Below are 26,091 nucleotides of genomic sequence, written 5' to 3'. Positions count from 1 at the left end.
ATGCGTGCAAGCCGTCTCCGGCAGGCAAATCCGCCGGGGAGCTATCGGTGAGACGCAAAGGAGCACCAGTATGGTGCGAACTCGTTGATTTCACGCTGCCAAGAAAAACCTCTAAGGAGAATGGAAGGGAACCGTACCTCAAACCGACACAGGTAGACGAGGAGAATATCCAAAGGCGCTCGAGAGAAGACTCCTTCAGGAACTCGGCAAATTAACCCCGTAACTTCGGGAGAAGGGGTGCCCCGGTAGGGTTCATAGCCCGAGGGGGCCGCAGTGAATCGCGTACGGCGACTGTTTAACAAAAACACAGGTCTCTGCAAAGTCGAAAACGACGTATAGGGGCTGACGCCTGCCCGGTGCCGGAAGGTTAAAGGGAGAGGTTAACCGCAAGGTGAAGCTTCGAACTGAAGCCCCGGTGAACGGCGGCCGTAACTATAACGGTCCTAAGGTAGCGAAATTCCTTGTCGGGTAAGTTCCGACCTGCACGAATGGCGTAACGATCGTACGACTGTCTTAAGGAGTTACTCGGCGAACTTGTAGTACCGGTGAAGATGCCGGTTTCCCACACCTAGACGGAAAGACCCCGTGCACCTTTACTATACCTTCACTATGAATGATGGCTCTTGCTGCGCAGGATAGGTGGGAGGCTTTGAACCCAGGCTTTCGGGCTTGGGGGAGCCAACGGTGAGATACCACCCTGTGAGTGCTGTCGTTCTAACCTCTTCCCGTGATCCGGGAAAGGGACATAGTGAGGCGGGTAGTTTGACTGGGGCGGTCGCCTCCTAAATTGTAACGGAGGCGTGCGAAGCTACGCTCAGGCTGTTTGGAAATCAGCCGTCGAGTGCAAAAGCATAAGCGTGGTTGACTGCGAGTCCAACAAGACGAGCAGGTACGAAAGTAGGCTTTAGTGATCCGGTGGTTCTGCATGGAATGGCCATCGCTCAACGGATAAAAGGTACGCCGGGGATAACAGGCTGATCGGAGCCAAGAGTTCATATCGACGCTCCGGTTTGGCACCTCGATGTCGGCTCATCGCATCCTGGAGCTGTAGAAGGTTCCAAGGGTTAGGCTGTTCGCCTATTAAAGCGGTACGTGAGCTGGGTTCAGAACGTCGCGAGACAGTTCGGTCCCTATCTGGTGCGGGCGTAGGAGATTTGAGGGGACCTGTCCTTAGTACGAGAGGACCGGGATGGACGAACCTCTTGTGTTCCAGCTGTCGTGCCAACGGCATGGCTGGGTAGCGAAGTTCGGAGGTGATAACCGCTGAATGCATATAAGCGGGAAGCACTCCCCAAGATGAGATCTCCCAACCCATAAGGGATAAGAAGGGCACACGAAGACTACGTGTTTGATAGGCTGGAAGTGGAAGCGCTGTGAGGCGTGTAGCTTACCAGTACTAATCGCCCGTTCGGCTTGACCATAAAATTTACTCGGCGCAGTAGAGAGTTCCGATGCTATTCAGTTGTGAGGCACCGTCCTCACGTTCTTTTCAAGTTTGCAGCGAAGATTCGTATCAGGCAGGCGATTTGGATCGCGCCGGGCGGATCGAGCTAGTAGCCAGAGGCTAGTAGCTAGGAGCTGCAGTCGAATGTCGGTGATCTTACCGCGGGGGTCACACCCGTTCCCATCCCGAACACGGAAGTTAAGCCCCGCAGGGCCGATTGTACTGCACGGGAAACTGTGTGGGAGAGTAGGTCGTTGCCGGCTAAATACAGGCCATCTGGAGCAATCCAGGTGGCCTGTTCCTTTTGCCGCGCGGAGAGATCCTTCGCGCGAAGCGCGCTCAGGATTTCGCCTGCGGGCTCCCGCTCGGCTCCGCCTCGCTCACGCCCGCAAAGCGCCTCAAGTTGTCGGCTACGAGGCAGCTGCGACCGCGCGCTTAACGCGCTGCGGCAGTTCGGCGGCGATGAATAACGAGGCGGGATAGATGTAATCCTCGCCCGATTCATCCACCACGCGCAGAAACCCGCGCTTCTCGAGCTGCGCGTCGGGCATGGTTGCGTACAACTTGCGGATCTCCAGCGAGGCGCTGTAGCCCTGGTTCTTGATGCAGATCACGAATCTCTGCTTATTCGGCATCTTGGATGAATCGCTTGATCTTGAATTCTTTGCGCCCCACGCCGTGCGCTTCGTACCAGTGGAGCTCCGCTTGTGCAATCGTACCATCATTAAGTTCGATGCGCGCCATCCCCTTGCGTTTGCGCCAGCGTGCCTTGCCATAGACCTTGGTCAAGCGGCGCAGTTCGCGAATCTTCCGCCCGGTAGCGATCGTTGCAACGCCTTCGATCTCGCCGATAATGCGAAAGTACATGGAGCAACTGGCGGCATTGTATAGTCACGCCCATGGCAGCGGCCAAGAGTTTTGACGCGGTGCTGGAGCGCAAGCCGGGGCGGCTGGGGTGGACCATCGTCCGCATACCGTTCGACGTGGCGAAGGTCTGGGGCGCGCGGGGGCAGCTCAGAGTGAAGGGCGACAGCAACGGCTTTGAGTTCCGCACCTCGCTGTTCCCCGATGGCAAGGGAGGCCACGCGCTGCTGGTGAACAAGAAGATGCAGCGTGGCGCGGGCGTCGTGGCAGGCACAAAGGCGCATTTCCGGCTGGAGCCGGACACGGCGGAGCGCGTGGTGCAAGTGCCGGCGGAGTTGTCGAAGGTGCTGGGGCAATCGAAGCGGCTTCAGAAGTATTACGAGTCGTTCAATTATTCGATGCGGCGCTGGATGGCGGACCAGGTCGCCGCCGGCAAAGCCAACGCCACGCGCGCCCGCAAGGCGGAGCAGATCGCGGAGTTGTTTCTGGAGACGATGGAAGGAGAACGGGAGTTGCCGCCGATGATCGAGCGAGCCCTGGCGCAGAATCCGGAGGCGCGGCGCGGATGGGACCAAATGACGCCGGCGATGCGGCGCGGTCAGTTGATGGGCATCTTTTACTACCGGAATATCCAGTCGCGGGCGCGCCGGTTGGCGAAAGCGGTCGAAGCGGCGGCGGAGTACGCGGAGAAGCGCTCGGGTCATTTGTGATTTGCGATTGGTGATTTGCGATTGGGAAGAGGACGACGTGGCGGATTTTCAAGGCAAGCGAGTGATTCGGGAGTACGTCCAAACCAACAATGCGGCGCCGGAGCGGGTGTTCCTGCTGCTGTGTCCGGTGCGTGAGGCGGAGTGGGTGCCGGGGTGGGAGTGTCGGCTGATCCACTCGAACTCCGGCGTGGCCGAGCTGGGATGCGTGTTCACCACGCCCAACGAAGACGGGTCGGAGGCGACCTGGATGACCATCGAGTACGAGCCGGCGCGGCGCATCGGATTCGTTTGGGTGTGGCCGAAGATGGTGGCGGCGCGGTTGCGGTTCGAACTCCAGCCCGCCGGTGGGAAAACGCATCTGCACGCGCGCTACGAGTACACCGGATTGTCGGAGGAGGGGAATAAGGAAGTGGAGCGGTACACGGAAGAGTGGTTTGCCGCCAAGATGAAGAAATTCGAGGCCGCGCTCAATCATTACCTCGCGACGGGCAAAATGATTTCGGCGGGCGCGTGGGAGTGATCTTTTAGCGCGGGACTTCCGTCCCGCGATTGATCCGTCGTCCCTATGGGACTCGGGATCATATTTGGCCGGTTACCCAGGACTTCCGTCCTGGGCTACACATTCGCCGCGCCGACGGCGCTGTGCGATGCAGCCAGTTACAGTCGCGCGTTCCCGGGCGGATTCGTGCGGGCCACACATCCGCCGCGCCGATGGCGCTGTGCCGTCGCGGCAATCAACATCCCGTGTCGCTTGGTGCGAGTGCGGTTGTGCGGCAGCGCCTACGGCAGCGGCTGGATGGTGGTGTTCACCAGGTACGGATCGTTGAACACGGCTTTCTCGCCTGCCTTCTTGCCCTTGATGGGCATCAGGCGGGCGGAGAGCGGCTTGTGCAGGCGAAAGGCGAGCGTGGCCATGTCCCCGATGATCTTCGCCAGTTGTTCTTCGGTGACGTCGCCGGGGAGTGGGATGGTGTCAAGGCCGGTGCCGCAAACGGATGAGTAGGCGAGCAGATCGTCGATGGTAAGGCGGCCTTCGCCCCAGCGCTTGGACAGAGTCGCGTCTTCCAGGATGGGGATCATCAGGCCGGAATAGCCGGTGAGCAGGATGTTGAGATTCTTCAGCACGCCGGTGACGACGGCGGCTGCGGTAAGCGTGCCGCTGGAGCCAAAGGGCGCGCCAGTGAAGTTCTCGATGGCGGTTCCGATGGAGACCTCGCGCAGGGGCGCGGGCGAGACGTCCATTCCGGCGTAGGTCCAGCGGGTGGTCTTTTCCGCGTTCAGCGCGACTGTCTCGATCGCCTTCAAGTGGGGCTCGAGCGCGGCGCGGAGGCGCTGGGCCGCGATCTTTGGATCGGCGCCGGTTCCGGCAAAAGCTTCCATCACGATGTTGGCCGATTCGGTGGCGATGGCGAACCTGTGGCCCGCGCCCCAGCTGTAGGCCGCCGGATAGAAAGGCGTGGAGGGCAGGACCATGGCGATGGCGGCAAAGTTGAAGTTGCCGGCGTTAGCCGGGCCGCTCTCGCCCAGGCGCTTGATGACGTGGGCGGCAGCGCGGATGGATTTCCACTGCACGCCATCTTCCGCCGCGACCACGACGGTGCCGTGCAGCACGGTGGCGTGCTCCATCGCCGTAGCCAGCAGGTCGGCTGCGGCGGGGTCGTCGGAATCGTCCAGCATGGCGGGGCCGACATTGGGAAGGAAGTCCTCCTTGGCGCCGAGCTGGTCGAAGTCGCGGAAAAAGGCGAGGGCCTGGTCGCGGGTCATGCCGCGCGTGTAGTCGGGGAAGGGTTGGGTGGCTATGCGCAGGGTCTCAACTTCGTATCCCGCCTTCTGCAGATTGGATCTGACTTGGCGGAGCATGCGGAGAGCGTCGGCAACGATGGTTTGCATCTTCGCGGGGTCCATCTTCACGAAGGCTGTGATGGCGCGGACCTTGGGCTTCTGCTGCGCGAACGCGGCGGAACACAGAAGGAAGAGAATGATGATGGCGCGCAGGATGCGAGACGAACGCATTGGAACCCTCCGGAAGATCGCGCGATTGTACGCGAGGGTGCGGAGAAGGGATACAATGCTGCACCGCAAGCAGGGGGTGCTTATGAAACGCTGGATGAGTGTGGCCGGACTGGTGATGGTGGCTAGCCTGCTCTCGTACGCCGCGGAGCCGAGCCCGACCTTCGCGAGATTGCAGAAGCTGGTGGGCACTTGGGAGGCGAAAAGGCCGGATGGGAAGACGTCGCAGCTCGAAGTCACGTCGGTGTCGGCGGGATCGGCGCTGATGATCATGCAGCCGGACGAGGGGTACGGCTCGATGGTGACGATGATCCATCCCGACGGCAACCGGGTACTGCTGACGCACTACTGCGCGACCAAGAACCAGCCGCGCATGGTGGCCGACGCAATGACGGACGGGAAGACCATCAAGTTCAATTTTCTGGATGTCACCAACCTTGCCGAGGGCCAGCCGGGAAGCATGCGGGGCCTGGTGCTGATACTGCCGGATGACGATCACATGTCCCAGCAGTGGACCTTCCGCGCGGCGGACGGCAAGGAAATCACCGAGACGTTCAACCTGGTGCGCAAGAAATGAGTGCCGAGCGCGATTGGATCGGGGAGTATTCGCAGGCGCATCAGCATCCGGTGAACCGGCTGTGCCACAGCTTCGGGATCCCGATGATCGCCGTCTCGCTGGCGTTATTCGTGGCGGCGTACTTCGTGCGCCCGCTGTGGCCGCTGCCGGTCGCGCTGTTCGTGGTGGGATGGGTCCTGCAGTTCGTCGGGCATGCCTACGAGAAAAAGCCGCCCGAGTTCTTCAAAGACCCGCGATTCCTGTTCGTGGGGCTGAGGTGGTGGTTCGCCAAGATGCGCGGTAAAGCCTAGCGGGGACGTACCGCCAAGTACACGCGCGGGGTGCGGCGCAGCTTGCTGGTCCAGTCGAAGAAGCGCTTGAGGAAATATTTCTGATTGAGCAGGCGGTTGGCCGTGCGGGCCTCTTCGCCGTCGAGCAGGCGGGCTTGGGCGTCGATCCAGTCGCCGCGGAGGTTGCCGCGCAGCTCGCTGGGAGCGATGCGCACGCGCGGGTTGTTGCGGATGCGCTTCACCTTGCCGGAATCGGCGAGGGTGTAGAGCAATAGCTCGCTATCTTTCTCCGCGAACCACACGGGCGTGCGCACGCCCGCGCCATTCTTGCGGAATGTCTCCAGATTCAGATAGTCGTGGCCGGCAAAGCGGGCGAGCGGTTCGTCCATACGGTCATTGTAATGGTGTAGGCTGGTATGCCGGAGAGCGAAGCGAATGCTCCGATTGATCGTTCATTGGCTGCTGAGCGCGCTGGCGCTGGTCATCGTGGCTCACATCGTGCCCGGGTTCTACGTGAGCGGGATCAAGGCAGCACTGATCGCGGCGCTGGTCATCGGATTCATCAACGCCACGCTGGGGGCTTTCCTGAAGCTCATCACGCTGCCCCTGACCATCGTGACGCTGGGGATCTTCTGGTTCGTGATCAATGCGTTGATGCTGATGCTGGCGTCGCGGCTGGTGAGCGGCTTCGAGGTGCGCGGGTTCCTGGCCGCGTTCGTCGGAGCCGTCGTGCTGGCGCTGGTCAACATGGTGCTGCGCGCACTGGTACCGAAGCGGGAGCCGTAGCTTTCTCCGATCAGCGCATCCTCGACAACTCCCTCACAACATCTGCGATGTCGTATTCCTGGAAGAGGCGAATGCCGGCGACACCGGCGGCGCCGGCTTCGAGACAGGCGCGGGCGTTCTCGACGGTGACACCGCCCAGGGCGAGGACGGGGAGCTTGTGGCCACAGGCCTGGCGCAGCGCCTCCAGTCCCGAGCCGGCACGGCCTGCCTTCTCGAAGACGGGAGCAAACACGGCGAAGTCGGCGCCGTCGGCCGCGGCGAGGGAAACTTGTTCCAGGGTGTGGCAGGACACGGCGATAACCCAGTTTCTAGTTTCTAGTTTCTCGTTTCTGGAGAGAAGCGAACGCGCGTCGGCGGCGGAGATGTCGTCGGAGCGGAGGTGGACGCCGTCGGCGCCGGCGGCGAGGGCGATGTCCGTGCGATGGTTGATCAGGAGTTTCGAGTTTCGAGTTTCAAGTTTCGAGTCGCTTCGCAAAACTGCAGCTGCGTTGCGGGCAAGGGATTCCAGGTCACGGGCCGACAGGTCTTTTTCGCGGAGTTGGATGAAGTCGACGCCGGCTCGGGCAGCCTGGGCGATCTTCTCCAGCAGGCGGGCGCGGCGCTGGGCGTCAGTGCCGGGGAACTGCGAGCGGTCGGTGATGTAGTAGAGGAGCATTCAGCCATCAGCCATCACGGCAAACGAACGAGAAATGGGCGGCGTAGGACTTGTGATTTGTGAGGATCCGATGCTACGCCGCGAGCAATCACAAATCAGAAATCGCAAACCACATATCACCCCCGGGTTTCGGCGATCTCTGGTTCCTTCTCCTTGGCGGGTGGCGGGGCCTGGAGGTGGAACTTGGTGAGACCGTTCTTGAGGGTGGTGAACGCTTCCTCGGGAGTGTCGGCCATGCGGAACAGGTCCTTGTCCCCGGGGGCGATGGTGCCAGCCTCGATGAGGGCGTTGAGATTGATGACGCGCTTCCAGTAATTGCGGCCGTAGATGACCACCAGGATCTTCTTGGCCAGCTTCTGGGTCTGGGCGAGGGTGAGGATCTCGAAGAGTTCGTCCATGGTGCCGAAGCCGCCGGGGAAGATGACCAGCGCCTTGGAGAGGTAGGCGAACCAGTACTTGCGCATGAAAAAGTAGTGGAACTCGAAGTTGAGCGAGGGAGTGACGTAGCGGTTGGGCATCTGCTCGTAAGGCAGACGGATGTTCAGGCCGATGGTCTTGCCGCCGGCTTCGTAGGCGCCGAGGTTGGCCGCCTCCATAATGCCGGGTCCGCCGCCGGAGGTGATGACGAAGCGGTGGCGCTTGCCGGGAATGGTCATGGACCACTTGGTCAGCATGTAGGAGAGCTTGCGCGCGTCCTCGTAGTAGCGCGCCATCTCGACGGCGGCTTTGGCCTGCTTGACCATTTTTTGCTCGTGCGGCGGGGCGGGTGTGCGCGAGCCCGGCTTGTCCAGCACGGTCAGCGCGTCCTGCGCCTCGGAGCGGCTGTGGAAGCGCGCCGAACCGAAGAAGACGATGGTGTCCTGGATACGCTCCTTGCGGAAGCGGGCGAGGGGCTCGTAGTACTCGGACATGATGCGGATGCCGCGGCCCTCGGGACCGTTCAGGAACCCCTTGTTCTCGTAGGCCAGGGGAGCGATGGCCGTTTCGGGCTTCTTGGTGTCTGTCATCGCGAACGATTCTAGTACGGGAAGGGGCCCTTGCCGTTGTGTAGTGCGATGCCTATGTCAGGAGCCGGTGGCTCGTGGTCAGGGATGGATCGCTTCCTTGTAATGAGCCGCCTCCCAGATGCCGACCCAGATGTCGATGAAGCCGATGCCGGAGACGACGCCGCGGATGAAATCCTGGATGAGGAAGGCACGCAGCGTGGGGTAACGCAGCAACAGGCTGTTCTCCGACCACAAGCGGCCACCGTCGTACCAGGGAGCGACCACGAGGAACATCCCGACCTCGACAGCGAAGGCGACAAAGATGAAGAGCATGACGCGCCGCAGCCACAGAGGCAGGGGATGGGTGCCCCGAGCCGGGGTGGCGGGCGGCGGGCTGCCGATGACCGCGAAGTTCGGAGAACCCGTATTCAAGGGTGCGGGTCCGCGTTCCGTGGGTTCGATGGAGGGCTCCTGCTGCGGGTTGTTCTGGGCCGGGACGTCCCCTCGCCGCTCCGGATATGGGGCAAAATCCATCTGACAGGATTCTACGACTTCAACGCTTTAATGCGCTCGGCGACGTCGCGATAGTCGATGTTGGAACCGTACACCTCCAGGAAGCTGTCGAGCGCGGCTTTCTTGTTGCCGGCAGCTTCCTGGGCGTTCCCGAGTTCGTAGTAAACGGCGAGCTTGCTCTCCTCGTCGGCGCCGGGCACCTTCAGCGCTCTTTCGTACCACTTGACCGCGGCCTGGGGCACGCCCTTTTCGACGAAGCAGTGGGCCAGCCAAGTGTAGGCCTGCATGACCTGGGCGAAGGGGTGGCCGTGGTCGATGGCCTGGCAGACTTTCTGGAGCTCGCCGATGGCTTCGTCCATCAAGCCCATCTCCTTGAAGGCGACGCCGAGGTTGTAGTGGGTGTCGGGATCCTCGGGCTCTCCCTGAGTCTCCTCCACGTCCTCTTTGAACTCGTCGAAGATATCGGCGAGGGCGGACCTGGCCTCCTGGTGCTCGAGGGTGACGGCTGGGGCGGCAGGAGCCGCGGCCGCGATGGGAGCCGGCGCGGCCGCCATGGCGGGAGCCGCGGCCGGCACAGGCGCCAGTGGAGGCGGTGGCGGCGGCGGCGGAGCAACCGGTTCGGCGGCGGCGGGCGGCGGAGGCGGCGGCGGAGGCGGAGTCGGAGGCGCAGCGGGCTTGGCGGGAGCTCTTGCGCCGCCTACGGCAAAGTCCTCGCCGAGAGACTCTTCGAGGTCGAGCACGAAATCGCTCAGCACGCCGACGGAAGGCGGGGGGGCAGCGGCCGCAGGTACAGCTTGCGGTGGCGGGGGAGGAGGCGGCGGAGCGGGTTCGATGACCGGCGGCGGCGCGACTTCTTCGACGACCGGAAGCTCCGCCGGAGGTTCGGCCACGGCAGCCCCGCCCAGGGAGGCTTCGTCAAAGACCAGCGCCTGCACAGAGGGCTCGACGGCCTGCGGCGCGGGCGCTTCGGGGGGTGCTTCCACGGGAGCTTCCGCGACTTGCTCGATCTTCTGGGTGTCGGCGGCGGCAATGCCAGCTTCGAGCAGAGCGCGCAGCTCAGCGAGCCCCGGTGCTCCCTGAGACATGGCTTCGCACTTACCTAGCCCACTGCGAGCCTCGTCGAACATGGATTGCGAAAGATAAAACTTGACCTCTTCCATGAGGTCGGCGAGGGAAGGTCCGGCAGGAGCAGCGGCCTCGGGGGGAGCAGCGGCCTCGGGGGGCGGAGGGGCAGGCGCTTCTGTGGTGGTCATGCTCTCCCACTCGCCAGAGAGGTCGATCTCATGTGCCACGGGCTTAGCTTCAGCGGGCGCCTCGGCGACCGGCTCCATGACCGGCGGCTGCACGTCGATGGAGAACTCCGAGACCGGGGCGGCGGGAGCTTCTCCAGGCTCGACCACGAGGGGCGCGGCTGCTGCCCTCTCGAACACGGGGGCGGCGGCCGGAGGCGGAGCCGCCGGGGCCTGCTGGCGATACTTCTCCGCCATCTCCGAGTACTGCTTGGCTTCCGGTGCGTGGCCAGCGACGGAGTAGATCTGCTGGAGCACCTCACAACAACGGGCGGCTTCCTGGAAGCGATCGGCGCGGGCGTAAAGCGAAGCCAAGCGCTGGTTGAGCGTTACGTCGCTGGGTGCCTGGGGCAGCACGGCCTCGAGCGGAGCCAGAGCCTTGGCCGGCATGTTGTAAGTGTCGAGGAGTTCGGACTCGGTGAGGGCCGCCTGGATGGCTTCGGAAACCTCAGCGGTGTATTGCTGCGCCACTGGGGGCGCCGAGATCTCGATCTCGTCGACCATGAAGGCCTGTGCGCCCTCTTCCGGAGTGAGGGGACGCACGGCGGCATCCTCGCCCAGGCGGGCGACGATCTGGCGGTAGTTCTGCATGTGGAGCGGGTTCTCCGGCTCCGTCTCCGCCAGTTCCTTATAGAGATCGCGGCCCTTGGCCAACTCATTGGAGGCGACCAGCGCGTGGGCCAGCAGCTCGGTGACCTCGGTCAGATGCGAGGTGTCGCCGGCCTTGAGATACAGCGAACGAAGCGCGTTCAGAGCGGGAGCGCTGTCCTTGACGCGTCCGATGGTGGCATGCAGAGCTTCCAGCAGGCCCTGCTGGTTTGAGGCGAGCAGCTTGTCGGCATGAGTGTCATAGACGCGCAACGCGGCTTCGAACTCGCCCTTGGCCAGGAGGGCCTCGGCGAATCCGGTCATGCCGCTGAGGTCGTTGTGCACGGTGAGCAGCTTAGCGGCGATGGGCTCGGCATCCTGGGTGCGTGCCAGCAGGAGGTGCGACTTGAGCAGGGAGCGCAGGGCCTCCGGACGGGAGTCGAGGTCTGGGATCTTCTCCAGGTAGGTGACAGCGCTGGCGGCGTCGCCGGAATCGACGGCGATCTGGCCGCGCAGCATGAGAGCGTTGGCGTTCTGGGGATCGAGGGTGAGGACCTTGCCCAAGGCCTCATCGGACTGGTCGAGCGCGCCGCGCGCGAACAGCGACTCGGCTGCGGTGAAAAAGATGTTGCGCGCCTCGTCCTTGCGCCCGAGCTTGACGTAGAGGTCAGCCAGCTTGGACTGCATGGCGGCGTTCTCGGGGTCGAGTTCGAGCATCTTCTGAAAGATCTTGGCGGCCTGCTCGGTCTGGCCCGACTTCATGTGGTGGTCGGCGATCAGCACGTACTGGGAGCGCGCGTCGTTATAGAGACCTTGCTGGGTGTACAGCTCGGCGAGCTTGAGGATGCACTCGGTGTTGCTGGGAGTGAGCTTGGTGAGCTTCTTGTACATGGCGATGGCTTTGACGGTGAAGCCTTCGCCGGCATAGGCATCGCCCACGCGCTTGAAGTACAGCACGGCATGGTCGGAGTTGCCGACGCGTGCGTAGAGGTCCCCGATGGTGTTCAGCACCGTCAGGTCCTTGGGATCTTCCTTGACGACCTTTTCGTATTCCGTGATGGCGTTCGGAAGCTTGCCCTGCTGGACATACTTCTCCGCCGACGCCATAACCTTCGTTTTGTTGAACCCGAAACCGAGCGCCATAAGGGTAGGACTCCAGGCCTCTGCTCCCACTCGCACAGCGCGCGTCGGGGGCAAGGGGGTGGGCCACAAGACGGTCGCCGGCGGCCCGTCCCAGCCCGCGGCGGCAGGCCGGACGGGAACTTCTGGGAGAGCCGTAAAGTAACACAAACAAAGCCTCACCCCCAAGGACTTCGGGACCTGGCACGGGCGGGCCGCAGCCGCGACCCCGGGGTTTCTGGGTCGTGTGACCCGGCCCTTGCGCGGGGAGCAGGGCTGGAGTAAACAGAAGAGACTCCGTATGTCCAGCCTACGCGTGGTTCTCGCCCTGATCCTGCTGCTGTCCCTGGCCGCCGCCGACGAGGGATCGTCCGCCGCCAGCCGGCGCAAGCAGGCGTCGAAAAAGTCCTCCGCCACCAAGCCGCTCAAGCCCTCCAGCGTCGAGCAGCCGAAGCCCACCGATTATTCGCAGGAACCGTTCGTCTTTGACCGGTACAACGTGGTCTGGCGGTTCGAGAACGACGGGACCGGCACCCGGGAGCAGTTTGCGCGCATCCGGGTGCAGAGCGACGCGGGGGTGCAGGCGCTGGGGCAGCTGGTGTTCGGCTACAACTCGGCCAACGAGCGCATGGAGGTGAAGTACGTAAAGGTGCAAAAGGCGGACGGCACGGTGGTGACGGCGCCGCCCGATGCGGCCCAGGATCTGCCCTCTCCCATCGAGCGCGACGCGCCCGTGTACACGGACTTCCGCGAGAAGCACGTCACGGTCCCCGGCCTGCGTCCCGGCGAGACGCTGGAGTACGACATCGTCACCACGACGCATACGCCGCTAGTGCCGGGGCAGTTCTGGCTGTCGCACGATTTCGAAAAACGCACCATCGTGCTCGACGAGCAGCTGGAAGTGAACGTCCCGCGGGACCGCAACATCAAACTGAAGACGCAGCCGGGCTTCGATCCGAAGATGGAGGACGAGGGGGTCAGGCGGATCTATCGCTGGACCAGCTCGCACCTGGAGCGGGAGAAGAAAGAGGACCCCAAGAGCTCGGCGAAGAAAAAGGCGGAGGGCGCTGACCGGCCTCCCGCGGTGCAGATGACCACCTTCTCGAGCTGGCAGGAACTGGGCAAATGGTACGCCGAGTTGGAGCGTGACCGGGTGGCGCCCACTCCGGAGATCCGAGCCAAGGCCGAAGAACTCACGCGCGGCAAGAAGACCGACCTGGAGAAGATCGAAGCGCTGTACGACTACGTGGCGACGAATTTCCGCTACGTAAGCCTGTCGTTCGGGCTCGGGCGCCTGCAGCCACACCCGGCGGCGGCGATCCTGGCCAACCAGTACGGCGACTGCAAGGACAAGCACACGCTGCTGGCCTCGCTGCTGGCGGCGGCCGGGATCCCCGCCGACGCGGTGCTCATCCACTCGGAGCGCAAGCTGGACCCGGACGTGCCGGCGCCCTCGCAGTTCGACCACATGATCACCGCCATCCCGTGGGGCGACGGCTACCTCTGGCTCGACACCACCACTGAAATCGCGCCCTTCCGGATGCTGGTGACGAACCTGCGCAAGAAGCAGGCGGTGGCGATCGCGGACGACGGCAGCGCGCGCCTGGTCGAGACCCCCGGCGATCCGCCCTTCCTCAACCGCAGCGAGGCGACCATTACCGGAAAGGTGAACGAGCTCGGCAAGCTGGAAGCGACGGTGCAGCAGCGCCTCCGCGGCGACCAGGAGATCCTGCTCCGCTACCTCTTCCGCCGCACCCCGGAGCACAAGTGGGAGGAACTGGCGCAGCAGCTCACCGCGTGGTTCGGGCTGCAAGGCGAGGTCAGCGAGGTGAAAGCCAGCGACCCGGCGAACACCAAGGAGCCCTTCGAGCTCAAATACAAGATCGCGGTGCCCAATTACGTGGACTGGTCGAGCAAGGAATCGCAGACCTACGTGTACCTGCCCGTGATCGGCACCCCCGACGTGAATGAGGATGCGCAGGATTCGCCCGATCCCATCCGCATCGGGTCGCCGGCGGAGATCTCGGTCAAGCTGAAGCTGGAGTGGCCGCTGGCATTCACGGTGCGGCCGCCGGTGCCCTTCAGCGTGAAGCGCGACTACGCGGAATACGCGGCCCGGTACACGGTGCAGGACCATACGTTCAGCGCAGAGCGTGCCCTGAAAATCGCCATGCGCGAGCTGCCGTCCAGCCGCGCGCGCGATTACATCAACTTCCGCAAGAACGTTCGCAGCGACGAGGAGCAGAAACTCACCGTCGAATCCCAGGTGGCGGGAACGCCCGGCGCACTCAAGGACGCCAAGGCGGACGAGATCTACGACGCGGCCATCGCCGCCTATCGCAACCAGAATTTCGAGATGGCGGCGCAATTGCTGCGGCGCGTCGTGGAGCTGGAACCGAAGCACAAAAACGCATGGAACGATCTGGGGCAGGCGTACATCGCGATGAATCGGATGGACGACGCCATCCAGGCGCTGCAGAAGCAGGTCGAGGCGGAGCCCTTCCACCAGTACGCTTACAACAACCTGGGGCTGGTCTACTGGCGGCAGCAGAGGTACGAGCCGGCGGCCAATGCCTTCCAGAAACAGCTCGAGGTGAACCCGCTGGACGAATTCGCCCACGGCAACCTGGGCTCCATGTACTGCGAATGGGGTAAGTACGCCGAGGCGGTGCCGGAGCTGGAGAAAGCCATCTCGCTCAAGCCGGACAACCCGAACCTGCGGGTCAGCCTGGGGCAGGCGTACCTGAACCTGGAGCAGCCGGAGAAGGCGATCGCGGCCTTCGACAAAGCCGTGGAGATCGCTCCTAACCCCACCATCTGGAACAACGTCGCCTACCAGCTGGCGGAGAAGGGGGCGCACCTGGACCGGGCGCAGCAGTACGCCGAATCGGCGGTGGCGGCGATCGCCGCCTCGCTGCGCAACGTCACGCTGGACCGGTTGCGTATCCAGGAGACGTTCCTGGTCTCCGGCCTCGGCGCCTACTGGGACACGCTCGGCTGGGTGCATTTCAAGAAAGGCGACCTCGACACGGCGGAGAAGTACGTTCAAGCGGCGTGGCACCTCATGCAGCACGGCGAGGTGGGCGACCACCTGGCGCAGATCTACGAAAAGCGCGGCCGCAAGCAAGAGGCGATCCACATGTACGTGCTGGCGCTGGGGGCGTATCGCCCGCTGGCGGAGACGCGCCCGCGGCTGGCCGCCCTGCTGGGCGACGACAAGAAGATTGACGCCGAGATCGCGAAAATCGGTCCCGAACTGGAAGGGCTGCGCTCGGTGCGCGTGCCGGCGATCGGGAAAGAGGCAGCCCAGGCGGATTTCCTGGTGCTGCTGTCGGGCACCAAGGCCGAGCAGGTCAAGTTCGTGAAGGGCGACAATAAGCTCCAAGCACTGGCCGAGGCTCTGCGCCTCGTCAAGTACGACGTCCTGCTCCCGGATGAGACACCGACCAAGATCGTCCGCCGCGGCACCATGTCGTGTCCCGCCGGGCAGAAGGAGTGCACTTTCACTATGATCCCGCCGGACACGGTGAGCTCGGTGAACTAGAGACACACGGCCTGCCACTCCGGAGCCCGGCCTAAGGACTAGAATTGGCCCATGGCTCAAGGCACACTCCCCCAAGTCCGCGAATACAGCTACTTGCTCGATGGCCAGTTCGTGGCGCACGGCGAGCCGGTCGAAGTGCATGCGCCGTACGACGGCGCCGTGGTGGGCCGTACCTTTAACGCCGCGCCAGAGGATTTGGAGCGCGCCATCCAGGCCGCGGTGCGCGCCTTCCAGACGACGCGCCAGATGCCGTCGTTCCAGAGACGCGACATCCTGAACCGGATCGCGGCGAAGTTACGCGATCGCGCAGACGAGATCGCCCGCCTGATCGCGCAGGAGGCAGGCAAGCCCATCCGGCAGTCAAAGGCGGAGGTGGAACGCGCGATCTTCACCTTCTCCGTGGGCGCCGAAGAGGCCACCCGGATCCACGGCGAGTGGCTGCCTCTCGACGTGCTGGAGTCCACAAAGAACCGCTGGGGCATCCTGCGACGGTTCCCGGTGGGCCCGGTGGCGGCCATCATCCCGTTCAACTTTCCGTCGCTGCTTACGGCGCACAAGATCGCGCCGGCCATCGCCGCCGGCTGCACCATGGTGCTGAAGCCACCGCCGCAGACGCCGCTCACGCCGCTGATCGTGGCCGAGATCGTGCACGAGGCAGGCTGGCCGGCGGGAGCGCTCAGCGTTCTGCCGCTCACCAATGAGGCGGCGGCGCCTCTGATCTCCGACGAGCGCCTGCGCCTGCTCACCTTTACCGGCAGCACGGCCGCGGGATGGGCGCTGAAGCAAAAAGCGGGGAGAAAACGGGTCGTGCTCGAGCTGGGCGGGAACGCCGGCGTCATCATCCACAGCGACGCGGACGTGGAGGCGGCAGCAGAGCGATGCGTGACCGGCGGGTTCGCTTACGCGGGCCAGAGCTGCATCTCGGTGCAGCGCATCCTGGTGCAGCGCAGCGTGTGTCAGAAGTTCCTCGAGATCTTCGTCCCCAAGGTGAGGGCGCTGCGCACCGGCGACCCGCTCGATCCGGCAACGGACGTGGGCCCGATGATCCGGGAAGCCGACGCCCACCGCGCCGCCGACTGGATCACGGAAGCGCTGGAGGGCGGGGCCAAGCTGCTCTGCGGCGGCAAGCGCCACCGGTCCCTGCTGGAGCCGACAGTGCTGACCTCGACCAAGCGCACGATGAAGGTCAACTGCCAGGAGGTCTTCGCGCCGGTGGTCACGGTCGAGCCCTACGACACCTTTGAAGAGGCGGTCCAGACCGTCAACGATTCTCCGTACGGGCTCCAGGCGGGCGTGTTCACGCGCGATGCGAGGCTGCTGTTCTACGCCTATGACCAGTTGGAGGTCGGCGGGGTGATCGCCGGCGACGTGCCTACGTGGCGGGTGGACTCCATGCCCTACGGCGGCACCAAGCAGTCGGGCATCGGCCGCGAAGGCCTGAAGTACGCCATCGAGGAGATGACCGAGCCCAAGCTGCTGGTGGTCAACCAGCCCATCGGCTTGAAGTAGATCCCGATGCAAGAAAGGCGCGGCTTTGGCCGCACCCTATTGCCGGAGTTCCCGCTCCGGGAAAAATCACAGAGAAAAAATGAAGTTTGCGCAGCCGCGGTCGTGCCGCGGCATCCAACGCGGGAGCGCGGCGGTTGGCGAAACTGCCGCGCCTGTTATAATGCGAAGTTTTCGTGACGAGAATCACATAGGCCTGTATCCATCGTCACACTCCGACGGTCCGCGCCCAGGCTCAGGGCTGAACGAACCGACGCGGAGCTTCGCCGCGTCCCTGCAACCAGAGAACACAGCGTTCGATGTCGCAGATCTTTCATCGCAGCACCAACACGATCTCGCGGGCGACCATCTACGGGTTCGTCTTCGTCCTGGCCGCGCTAGGCTGGGGGACGGCGGAGCTGCAGCGCTCGCCGTGGATCACGCGTCAGGGCGAGGCGCAGGAGCAGCCGGTCCCCTTCAGCCACCAGCACCACGTGGGCGGCCTGGGCATCGATTGCCGCTACTGTCACACCTCGGTGGAGGACTCCAGCTTCGCCGGCCTGCCGCCGACCAAGACCTGCATGAACTGCCATTCGCAGTTGTGGACGGACACTCCCCTGCTGGAGCCGGTGCGCGACAGTTACCGCACCGACACTTCGCTGCGCTGGACGCGGGTGCATGACCTGCCCGACTACGTCTTTTTCAACCACCAGATCCACGTGAACAAGGGCGTCGGCTGCGCCACCTGCCACGGGCCGGTGGACCGCATGCCGCTGACCTTCGCCGCCAATTCCTTACAGATGGAGTGGTGCCTGGACTGCCATCGGGCGCCCGACAAGTACCTGCGGCCGAAAGACCAGGTGTTCAACATGCGCTACGAGGCGCCGTCGGAGGAGAAACCCGTGGCGGTGGCCGGGCGGAACTTCTCCGATCAGCGCGCGCTAGGGCGCGCGCTCATCAAGCTGTACGGCATCCGCAGTCCGGGCGACCTCACCAGTTGCTCGACCTGCCACCGTTAGGACTCATCGATCTGATGCAAGACGGCAAGAAACCGGGCTGTCACGACGAAAAACTGATCCAGATCAGGGCTGCGGAGGAGCGTCTGGACCTGGCGGCAGTGCGCGAGAAGCTGGCGCAAGCGACCGGGCCGCAATACTGGCGCAGTCTGGAAGAACTGGCGGCAACGCCCCAGTTCGAGGAGATGCTGCACCGCGAATTCCCGCGCCACGCCTCGGAATGGCGCGAGGGCGAACAGGGATTCTCCCGCCGCGATTTCCTGAAGCTCTCTGGCGCCTCGCTCGCGTTCGCGGGTCTGATGGGCTGCACCAAGCAGCCGCTCGAGCCCATCGTCCCCTACGTGAGGCAGCCGGAAGAGTTGGTGCTGGGCAAGCCGCTGTTCTTCGCCACGGCGATGACCCTCTCCGGCTATGGCAAGCCGTTGCTGGTGGAAAGCCACGAGGGACGTCCGACCAAGATCGAGGGCAATCCCGACCATCCCGCGAGCCGCGGCGCGTCGGACCTGTTCGCGCAGGCCTCGATCCTCTCGATGTACGATCCCGAGCGCTCGCAGACCATCCTCTATATGGGCGAAGTGCGGCCCTGGGGGAACCTGGTCGGCGCGATCAAGAAGGGGCTTGCGGCGCAGCAGGCTTCGACGGGCGCCGGGCTGCGCATCCTGACCGGCGCGGTTTCGTCTCCGACGCTGGCGGCGCAGATCGCGCAGATCCTCCAGCTCTATCCCAACGCCAAGTGGCACCAGTGGGAGGCGAACCACCGCGACTCCGCGTACCGGGGCACGAAGATGGTCTTCGGCGCGCCGGTCGAAACCCACTACCAGCTCGAAAAAGCCGACGTGGTGCTGACGTTGGACGCCGACTTCATGTCGGCGGCGGGCCATCCGGACTTCCAGCGGCTGTCGCGGGACTTCATCGGGCGGCGCCGCAATCCCAAGCAGGGCATGAGCCGCCTGTACGCGCTGGAGAGTTCGCCCACCAATACAGGGGGCAAGGCGGACCATCGTCTCGGCCTCCGCGCCTCCGAGGTGCAGGCGCTGGCGCGCGCCATCGCCGGCAAGCTGGGGGTCGCCTCCGCCAGCCCCGCGGCAGATGCCATCCGCGAGAAGTGGATGGACGCGCTGGTGAAGGACCTGCAATCGGCGCGCGGCCGCTCGGTGGTCATCGCGGGCGAACAGCAGACACCGGAAGTGCATGCGCTGGCGCACCTGATGAACGCCGCGCTAAGCAACGTCGGGCATACGGTCTATTACAGCGATCCGGCGCTGGCGAAGTGGGTGGACAACACCGAGTCGCTGCGCGACCTGGTTCACGACATGAACGCCGGGCAGGTCAGCATGCTGCTCATCCTGAGCGCGAACCCGGTGTATGACGCACACGCCGACCTCGGCTTCGGCGAGGCACTCAAAAAGGTCGGGCTGAAGATTCATCTGGGGCTGTACGCCGATGAGACCGCGGCTGCCTGCCAGTGGCACGTCCCCGAGGCGCACTACCTGGAGCAGTGGAGCGACGTGCGGAGCTTCGACGGCGCCATCTCCATCGTGCAGCCGCTGATTGCACCGCTGTATGGCGGACGCAGCGCCCACGAACTGCTGGCGACGTTCGGCGAGAAAACGGAGCAGTCCGGCTACGAGATCGTCCGGGCTTACTGGATGTCGCAGCACAAGGGGTCCAATTTCGAGAACGACTGGCGGCGCTGGCTGCACGACGGATCGATCGCCAACAGCGCGCTGCCGGCGAAATCGGTTGCGCCACGCAACATCGAATTGCCGCTGGATACGAAACTGGCGGTGCAGGGCACCGAACTCATCTTCCGCCCGGATCCCACCATTCACGACGGCCGCTTCGCCGCCAACGGCTGGCTCCAGGAGCTGCAGAAGACTCTCAGCACGCTGACCTGGGAGAACGCTGTGATGGTGGGCTCGCGCATGGCGCAGCGCGAAGGGCTGCAATACGGCGACGTGGTCGAGATCGAATACCGCGGGCAGAAAATGCGGGGGCCGGTGTACATCCTGCCCGGCCACCCCGACGAATCGGTGACCGTGCACTTTGGCTACGGCCGCACCCGCGCCGGCACGGTCGGCAACGGCAAGGGATTCAACGTGTACCCGCTGCGCGCCAGCAGCGCGCCGTGGTTCAGCGGCGGCATCACCCTGCGCAAGACCGGCGAGCGCGAGACGCTTTCGACGGTGCGCAACCATCACGTGCTGGACGTTCGCGAGATCGGCGAAGAGGCCGCCGAGCGTGGCGCCATCCGTTCCGCGCCGCTCGAAGAATTTCGCAAGAACCCGGACTTCGCAAGGGAAGGCGAGCCGGGCGCGGCGATGACGATGTACTCGCCGGTGCCTTACGAGGGCTACGCGTGGGGCATGGCCATCGACCTGAATTCCTGCATCGGCTGCAACTCGTGCGTGGTGGCCTGCCAGGCGGAGAACAACATCCCGGTGGTGGGGCGCGAGCAGGTCATCAAGTCGCGGGAGATGCACTGGTTGCGCGTGGACGCCTACTACGAAGGCGACCTCGACAACCCCCGGCTCCATTTCCAGCCCGTTCCCTGCCAGCAGTGCGAGAACGCGCCCTGCGAGGTGGTCTGCCCTGTCGGCGCCACCACCCACAGCTCCGAGGGCCTGAACGACATGGTCTACAACCGCTGCGTGGGGACGCGGTATTGCTCGAACAACTGTCCCTACAAGGTGCGGCGCTTCAACTTCTACCTGTTCCAGGATTGGGAAGCGGAGAGCCTGAAGCTGATGCGCAATCCGGACGTGAGCGTGCGCAGCCGCGGCGTGATGGAGAAGTGCACCTACTGCGTGCAGCGCATCAACGCGGCCCGCATCGAGGCGGAGACGCAGGACCGCAAGGTGCGCGATGGCGAGATCCAGACGGCGTGCCAGCAGTCGTGCCCGACCCAGGCCATCGTCTTCGGCGACATCAACGACAAGAAAAGCGCGGTCTCGCGCTGTAAGGCTGACTCGCGCAACTACGGTCTGCTGGCCGAGCTGAACACGCGCCCGCGCACCACGTACCTGGCGGAGGTCCGCAATCCCAACCCCGAGCTGCCCGTGTCCGGCCCAGGGAAGCCGAGTGAGAGCCCCAACCCGGCGATGCGGGAGGAGAAAAGGTAGATGGCGGAGACTCCGACCAATCCGTCGCCCGGCAAGTCGCCCGTCCTGGGGCCGGGGCACACCTTCGGCACCATCACGGACAAGATCAGCGCCATCGTCCTGACGCGCCGCACCTCGATCGGCTGGCTGGCCGGCTTCGGGGTGGGGATCGGGATCAGCCTGATCCTGCTCACGGCCGTGGGCTACCTGTTTCTCAAGGGCGTAGGCATCTGGGGCATCGACATGCCGGTGGCGTGGGGCTTTGCCATCGTCAACTTCGTGTGGTGGATCGGCATCGGGCACGCGGGCACGCTGATCTCGGCCATCCTGCTGCTGCTCAAGCAGGAGTGGCGCAATTCCATCAACCGCTTCGCCGAGGCCATGACGCTGTTCGCCGTGTCCTGCGCCGGCATGTTCCCCATCCTGCACCTGGGGCGTCCGTGGCTGGCGTACTGGCTGTTCCCCTATCCCAACACCATGAGCGTGTGGCCGCAGTTCCGCAGCCCCCTGGTGTGGGACGTGTTCGCGGTCTCGACCTACTTCACGGTGTCGCTGCTGTTCTGGTTCATCGGCCTTCTTCCCGATCTCGCGACGCTGCGCGACCGCGCCACCAACCGCTTCGCCCGCGCCGCCTACGGTTTCCTGGCGATGGGATGGCGCGGCTCGGCGCGCCACTGGAAGCGCTACGAGTCCGCCTACCTGCTGCTCGCGGGCCTGGCCACGCCCCTGGTGCTCTCGGTGCACACGGTGGTCAGCTTCGACTTCGCCATCTCCATCGTGCCGGGCTGGCACACCACCATCTTCCCGCCGTACTTCGTCGCCGGCGCCATCTACTCCGGGTTCGCCATGGTGGTGGTGCTGGCCATCCCCATCCGGGCCGTCTACGGCCTGGAGGACATGATCACGGAGCGGCATCTCGAGAACTCGTCCAAGGTCATGCTCGCCACCGGCCTGATCGTCGCCTACGGCTACTTCATGGAAGTGTTCATGGCGTGGTTCGGCGGCAGCCATTACGAGCAGTACATGATGTTCAATCGCATGAGAGGGCCGTACGCGATCCTGTACTGGGCGCTCATCCTGTTCAATGTGGCCATCCCGCAGTTGCTGTGGGTGCGCAAGATCCGCAAGAGCACGTTCTGGCTCTTCCTGCTCTCGCTCGACGTGCTGGTGGGGATGTGGCTGGAGCGATTTGTGATCGTCATCACCAGCCTGCACCGCGACTACCTGCCCTCGTCGTGGGGCATGTACTACCCAACGATCTGGGACTGGGCGACCTACCTCGGCACCATCGGCTTCTTCGTCATGTGCATGTTCCTGTTCATCCGGTTCCTGCCCATGATCTCGATCTTCGAAATGCGCGCTCTGCTGCCTGAAGCAGAGGTGGAGAGTGGAGATTGAAGCGTCCGTCGATCCACGGATTGCTGGCCGAGTTCGATGACCCCACCGCGCTGGTGCATGCGGCGCACCGGGCGCACGAGGCCGGCTACCGCCGTATGGACGCCTACAGCCCCTTTCCCATCGAGGAACTGAGCGACGCCATCGGCTTCCACAACACCCACGTGCCGTTCGTGGTGCTGGTCGGCGGGGTGCTGGGAGGACTGATCGGCTACCTGATGCAGTACTGGATCTCGGCGGTGGACTACCCGCTGAACATCGGCGGGCGTCCGCTGAATTCCTGGCCGTCGTTCATCGTGGTGACCTTCGAGATGACCATCCTGGGCGCGGCCAGTTTTGCGGTGCTGGGGATGCTGGCGCTGAACGGGCTGCCCATGCCCTATCACCCCGTCTTCAACGTGGAGCGCTTCGCCTTCGCCAGCAAGGACCGCTTCTTCCTGTGCATCGAGGCGCGCGACCCCAAGTTCGACCGCAAGGGGACCGAGGATTTCCTGCGCTCGCTGAACCCGCGCGAGGTCACGGAGGTGCCGCATTAATCCGATGGCGCCAGTGACGATCGTGCAGCGCCAGGCTGCGGTGCGAGCCGCATGGCTCGTTGCATCCGCGCTTGTAAGTGTTTTTGTACTCGCAGGCTGCCGCCAGGACATGCACAACCAGCCGAAATACATCCCTCTGCGCGAGAGCGGATTCTTCGCCGATGGGCGCTCCGAACGGCCGCTGGTCCCCGGTACGGTGCCGCGCGGGGAGCTTCGCGAGGACACGCCGTACTACACCGGCCTGGTGGGCGACAAGCTGGTGGACGCATTCCCCACGCCGGTCACGAAGGATCTCCTCAAGCGTGGGCGGGAGCGCTTCGACATCTACTGCGCTCCCTGCCATTCGGCACTGGGCGACGGCTTCGGCATGGTGGCGCGGCGCGGCTACCTGCGGCCGCCGTCGTTCCACGACGACCGGCTGCGCAACGCGCCGCTGGGGCACTTCTACCGCGTCATGACCTACGGTTCGGGCGCCATGCCGGATTATGCGCAGCAGATCTCGCCCGCCGACCGCTGGGCCATCGTCGCCTATATCCGCGCCCTGCAGCTCAGCCAGGCCGCCCCGGTGAGCGATGTGCCGGAGAAAGATCGTCCGCTGCTGAACCAGCCACAGAGAGGCGAGAAGAAGTGAACGCATTCACCAACGCGAACATGGAACTGATGGCGCCGCCGGAAGTCACGCGGCGCATCGGGAGACGTTCGCTGATCGCGGGGGTGATCGGCGCGGTCGCGCTGCTGGCCGGCGCCTTCCTCGACCCGGCACAGTTCTTCCGCTCCTACCTGCTGGGATACATGCTTTGGATCGGGGTGACGCTGGGCTGTCTGGCGCTGCTCATGCTGCAACATCTGAGCGGCGGGCAATGGGGATTCGTGATCCGCCGGCCGTGCGAGGCGGCCACGCGCAATCTCCTGCTGATGCTGGTGCTATTCGTCCCGTTGTTCTTCGGGCTGGGGCATCTCTATCACTGGTCGCACGCCGCGGAACTCGCCTCCGACCCGGTGCTGCGCCACAAGGTCATGTGGCTTCGCCCGCCCTGGTTCATCACCCGCGTGTTCATTTACTTCTTCATCTGGATCGTGCTGGCGTCGCTGCTGAACCGCTGGTCACTGGCGCAGGACAGCGCCAGCGTCGACAGCGACGAGAGCCGGAGCCTCCGCAGTCGTCTCCAGGCGCTCAGCGGACCGGGGCTGGTGATCTGGGCGCTGACCGTGACCTTCATGTCCGTGGACTGGGTGATGTCGCTGGATCCGCACTGGGCCTCGACCATCTACGGCATGTTGTTCATGGCAGGGGAAGGACTGTCGGCGCTGGCCCTGATGATCGTGCTGCTGGTGATCCTCGGCAAATATCCACCGTTCTCCAGGATCATCGCGCCGGTCCACTTCCACGATTTGGGCAAGCTGTTGCTCGCCTTCGTGATGCTGTGGGCGTACTTCTCGTACTCGCAGTTCCTGATCATCTGGGCGGGTAACCTGCCGGACGAGATCCCCTGGTACCTGGGGCGGACGCACGGCGCCTACCGCGCGGTCGCGCTCGCCATAATCGTCTTTCACTTCGCGCTGCCGTTCGCCTTGCTGCTCTCACGCGATCTGAAAAGGAACGCGCGCAAGCTGGCGATGATCGCGTCGCTGCTCATCGTGATGCGCTACCTGGACCTGTTCTGGCTGATCGCGCCCAACCCGCTGCCGGGGACGCAGAACGGCATCGGATTCTCCTGGATGGACATCGCCGCCCCGCTGGGCATCGGGGGCATCTGGCTGGCGGCCTTCTTCTGGCAACTGCAGGCGCGCCCGCTGGTCGCGGTGCGCGACCCGCTCTTCGAGACCATGATGGCCAAAGGACACCGGCATGAGTGACCAACGGCACGGACCCGACCTCTCCGGCCTGCGCAACCCGGGTGTGGACTACGAGCGCAGCGACGCCAGCGTGCGTCCCGTGATCTGGTTCCTGGTGATTCTGGCCATCGCCGGCTTGTTCATCCAACTGCTGCTGGCGGGGCTGTACAAGCACTTTGCCGGGCCGGGCGTCTCGCTCTACGAGCGGCAGACGTTCGGATCGGTGTATTCCAGGCCGCCGGCTCCGCCGGAACCGCGGCTGCAGCCGGATCCCGTCGCCGAGAACAACGAACTGAGCGAGACCCAGGAACAGCGCCTGAATAGCTACGGCTGGGTGGACCAGCAAGCGGGCACGGCGCACATCCCCATCGACCGTGCCATCGAGCTGGTCGCACAGCGCGGGCTCCCGGCGCGCCCGCCGCAGCCGGCTTCGCAGTTCCGAGAGCAGTTGAACATGGGCGTCGCAACGCCGGGGGCAGTGGTCAGCCCTGCGGCTGCGGCCCGAAAGAAGTAGGAGTCATGCGTTACGCATTCATGAGAACGATCGCAATATCGGCGGCGCTGATGCTGCTCGCGCCAGCGGTCCGCGCCGACGACCGGCGCACGGTCTCGCCGGACAAGGACACGCGCCCCGCGCTCCTGCAGAAGGTCTCGTTCGACCAAAAGTTGGGCGCGCAGCTGCCGCTCGACCTGAAGTTCCGCGACGAGTACGGCAACACCATCACCCTGGGCCGGTTCTTCGGCAGGAAGCCGGTGATCTTGAGCCTGGTGTACTACCAGTGCCCGATGCTGTGCACGCAGGTACTGAACGGGATGGTCAGTTCCTTCCTGCCGTTGAGTTTCGACGTGGGCAAGGAATTCGACGTGGTGACCGTCAGCTTCGACGTGCGCGAGACGCCGCCGATGGCTGCCGCCAAGAAGGAGACCTACCTGAAGCGCTACGGGCGGGCGCCGGCCTACCAGGGATGGCACTTCCTGACCGGCGACCAGGCTTCCATCGATGCGCTCACCAGCGCGGTGGGATTCCACTACGCCTTCGACCCGCAGTTGAACCAGTTCGCGCACGCCAGCGGGATCATGGTCATCACGCCCGAAGGCAAGGTCGCCCAGTACTACTACGGGATCGAGTATTCGACGCGCGACCTGCGGCTGGGCCTGATCCAGGCCTCACAGAACAAGCTTGGCACGCTCGTGGACCAGGTGCTGCTCTACTGCTACCACTACGACCCGACCAAGGGCCGCTACGGGGCCATCGCCATGAACATCATGCGCCTGGGGGGCGCGGCCACGGTTCTGCTTCTGGGCGGCTTCATGATCGTCATGTTCCGGCGCGACGCGCACCACAACCACGCCATGAGGTCCAGCTAG

Annotated in this window: 23 protein-coding genes and 2 rRNA genes (1 of these 25 cut by a window edge); 17 read left to right on the top strand and 8 right to left on the bottom strand. The window is 64.3% G+C overall.

The window, feature by feature from the left end:
* Positions 1 to 1,421, top strand: a 23S ribosomal RNA gene (locus LAN37_11080); it begins 1,632 nt to the left of the window's first position.
* A gap of 169 nt (positions 1,422 to 1,590) precedes the next feature.
* A 5S ribosomal RNA gene (rrf, locus tag LAN37_11075) occupies positions 1,591 to 1,707 on the top strand.
* A 147-nt stretch (positions 1,708 to 1,854) separates the two neighbouring features.
* On the opposite strand, the gene LAN37_11070 is transcribed toward rrf, so the two are convergent.
* On the bottom strand, positions 1,855 to 2,079 hold the full coding sequence (locus LAN37_11070) for a hypothetical protein (GenBank protein MBZ5647752.1): 225 nt from the start codon (positions 2,077 to 2,079) through the stop codon (positions 1,855 to 1,857).
* Complete coding sequence (locus tag LAN37_11065) at positions 2,069 to 2,311, bottom strand: hypothetical protein (protein ID MBZ5647751.1); 243 nt, start codon at positions 2,309 to 2,311, stop codon at positions 2,069 to 2,071. The genes LAN37_11070 and LAN37_11065 overlap by 11 nt, the downstream gene beginning before the upstream one ends.
* Positions 2,312 to 2,343: 32 nt before the next feature.
* Between LAN37_11065 and LAN37_11060 the strand changes: the two genes are divergently transcribed.
* Together LAN37_11060 and LAN37_11055 are read left to right on the top strand one after the other, a co-directional pair.
* Complete coding sequence (locus LAN37_11060) at positions 2,344 to 3,018, top strand: YdeI/OmpD-associated family protein (GenBank protein MBZ5647750.1); 675 nt, start codon at positions 2,344 to 2,346, stop codon at positions 3,016 to 3,018.
* A 37-nt stretch (positions 3,019 to 3,055) separates the two neighbouring features.
* The gene (locus tag LAN37_11055) at positions 3,056 to 3,538 is read left to right on the top strand and encodes an SRPBCC domain-containing protein (GenBank protein MBZ5647749.1); all 483 of its coding nucleotides are present in this window, start codon (positions 3,056 to 3,058) and stop codon (positions 3,536 to 3,538) included.
* A gap of 260 nt (positions 3,539 to 3,798) precedes the next feature.
* Here LAN37_11055 and LAN37_11050 read toward each other — a convergent pair whose 3' ends face one another.
* Positions 3,799 to 5,031: a DUF711 family protein gene (locus LAN37_11050; protein MBZ5647748.1), complete on the bottom strand. Its 1,233-nt coding sequence runs from the start codon at positions 5,029 to 5,031 to the stop codon at positions 3,799 to 3,801.
* A gap of 55 nt (positions 5,032 to 5,086) precedes the next feature.
* Between LAN37_11050 and LAN37_11045 the strand changes: the two genes are divergently transcribed.
* Together LAN37_11045 and LAN37_11040 are read left to right on the top strand one after the other, a co-directional pair.
* Positions 5,087 to 5,605, top strand: coding sequence for a hypothetical protein (locus tag LAN37_11045; GenBank protein ID MBZ5647747.1), 519 nt, complete (start codon positions 5,087 to 5,089; stop codon positions 5,603 to 5,605).
* The gene (locus LAN37_11040) at positions 5,602 to 5,895 is read left to right on the top strand and encodes a DUF962 domain-containing protein (GenBank protein ID MBZ5647746.1); all 294 of its coding nucleotides are present in this window, start codon (positions 5,602 to 5,604) and stop codon (positions 5,893 to 5,895) included. The genes LAN37_11045 and LAN37_11040 overlap by 4 nt, the downstream gene beginning before the upstream one ends.
* On the opposite strand, the gene LAN37_11035 is transcribed toward LAN37_11040, so the two are convergent.
* A complete protein-coding gene (locus LAN37_11035; protein ID MBZ5647745.1) occupies positions 5,892 to 6,263 on the bottom strand; it encodes a PPOX class F420-dependent oxidoreductase in 372 nt (123 codons plus the stop codon). The genes LAN37_11040 and LAN37_11035 overlap by 4 nt on opposite strands.
* Before the next feature lie 46 nt (positions 6,264 to 6,309).
* Here LAN37_11035 and LAN37_11030 point away from each other — a divergent pair, with 46 nt between their 5' ends.
* Positions 6,310 to 6,660: a phage holin family protein gene (locus LAN37_11030; GenBank protein ID MBZ5647744.1), complete on the top strand. Its 351-nt coding sequence runs from the start codon at positions 6,310 to 6,312 to the stop codon at positions 6,658 to 6,660.
* Between the two features lie 10 nt (positions 6,661 to 6,670).
* Here the strand turns inward: LAN37_11030 and LAN37_11025 are convergent, their stop codons facing one another.
* From LAN37_11025 to LAN37_11010, 4 genes are all read right to left on the bottom strand, one after another.
* On the bottom strand, positions 6,671 to 7,315 hold the full coding sequence (locus LAN37_11025; GenBank protein MBZ5647743.1) for a thiamine phosphate synthase: 645 nt from the start codon (positions 7,313 to 7,315) through the stop codon (positions 6,671 to 6,673).
* 116 nt (positions 7,316 to 7,431) lie between these two features.
* On the bottom strand, positions 7,432 to 8,322 hold the full coding sequence (locus LAN37_11020; protein MBZ5647742.1) for a TIGR00730 family Rossman fold protein: 891 nt from the start codon (positions 8,320 to 8,322) through the stop codon (positions 7,432 to 7,434).
* A gap of 78 nt (positions 8,323 to 8,400) precedes the next feature.
* Complete coding sequence (locus tag LAN37_11015; protein MBZ5647741.1) at positions 8,401 to 8,835, bottom strand: hypothetical protein; 435 nt, start codon at positions 8,833 to 8,835, stop codon at positions 8,401 to 8,403.
* 11 nt (positions 8,836 to 8,846) lie between these two features.
* Positions 8,847 to 11,834, bottom strand: a complete 2,988-nt coding sequence (locus LAN37_11010) for a tetratricopeptide repeat protein (protein ID MBZ5647740.1) — start codon at positions 11,832 to 11,834, stop codon at positions 8,847 to 8,849.
* Between the two features lie 277 nt (positions 11,835 to 12,111).
* Between LAN37_11010 and LAN37_11005 the strand changes: the two genes are divergently transcribed.
* From LAN37_11005 to LAN37_10960, 10 genes are all read left to right on the top strand, one after another.
* The gene (locus LAN37_11005) at positions 12,112 to 15,354 is read left to right on the top strand and encodes a DUF3857 domain-containing protein (GenBank protein MBZ5647739.1); all 3,243 of its coding nucleotides are present in this window, start codon (positions 12,112 to 12,114) and stop codon (positions 15,352 to 15,354) included.
* 51 nt (positions 15,355 to 15,405) lie between these two features.
* The gene (locus LAN37_11000) at positions 15,406 to 16,863 is read left to right on the top strand and encodes an aldehyde dehydrogenase family protein (protein MBZ5647738.1); all 1,458 of its coding nucleotides are present in this window, start codon (positions 15,406 to 15,408) and stop codon (positions 16,861 to 16,863) included.
* Between the two features lie 296 nt (positions 16,864 to 17,159).
* The gene (locus LAN37_10995) at positions 17,160 to 17,858 is read left to right on the top strand and encodes a cytochrome c family protein (protein ID MBZ5647737.1); all 699 of its coding nucleotides are present in this window, start codon (positions 17,160 to 17,162) and stop codon (positions 17,856 to 17,858) included.
* Between the two features lie 14 nt (positions 17,859 to 17,872).
* Positions 17,873 to 20,977, top strand: a complete 3,105-nt coding sequence (locus LAN37_10990; GenBank protein ID MBZ5647736.1) for a TAT-variant-translocated molybdopterin oxidoreductase — start codon at positions 17,873 to 17,875, stop codon at positions 20,975 to 20,977.
* The gene (nrfD, locus tag LAN37_10985; GenBank protein ID MBZ5647735.1) at positions 20,978 to 22,354 is read left to right on the top strand and encodes a polysulfide reductase NrfD; all 1,377 of its coding nucleotides are present in this window, start codon (positions 20,978 to 20,980) and stop codon (positions 22,352 to 22,354) included.
* A gap of 23 nt (positions 22,355 to 22,377) precedes the next feature.
* Positions 22,378 to 22,887, top strand: a complete 510-nt coding sequence (locus LAN37_10980; protein MBZ5647734.1) for a DUF3341 domain-containing protein — start codon at positions 22,378 to 22,380, stop codon at positions 22,885 to 22,887.
* Between the two features lie 4 nt (positions 22,888 to 22,891).
* Positions 22,892 to 23,518 (top strand): cytochrome c, encoded by a 627-nt coding sequence (locus LAN37_10975; protein MBZ5647733.1) that lies wholly within the window; start codon positions 22,892 to 22,894, stop codon positions 23,516 to 23,518.
* Complete coding sequence (locus LAN37_10970; protein MBZ5647732.1) at positions 23,515 to 24,744, top strand: hypothetical protein; 1,230 nt, start codon at positions 23,515 to 23,517, stop codon at positions 24,742 to 24,744. The genes LAN37_10975 and LAN37_10970 overlap by 4 nt, the downstream gene beginning before the upstream one ends.
* On the top strand, positions 24,737 to 25,237 hold the full coding sequence (locus LAN37_10965; GenBank protein MBZ5647731.1) for a hypothetical protein: 501 nt from the start codon (positions 24,737 to 24,739) through the stop codon (positions 25,235 to 25,237). The genes LAN37_10970 and LAN37_10965 overlap by 8 nt, the downstream gene beginning before the upstream one ends.
* A 5-nt stretch (positions 25,238 to 25,242) precedes the next feature.
* On the top strand, positions 25,243 to 26,091 hold the full coding sequence (locus tag LAN37_10960; protein MBZ5647730.1) for an SCO family protein: 849 nt from the start codon (positions 25,243 to 25,245) through the stop codon (positions 26,089 to 26,091).

It is taken from the genome of Terriglobia bacterium (genome assembly GCA_020073495.1).
In the GTDB taxonomy this organism is placed as follows: domain Bacteria; phylum Acidobacteriota; class Terriglobia; order Terriglobales; family Acidobacteriaceae; genus JAIQFD01.
The sequence above is the reverse complement of the archived record's forward strand: the minus strand, read 5'-3'. Positions and strand labels throughout refer to the sequence as shown.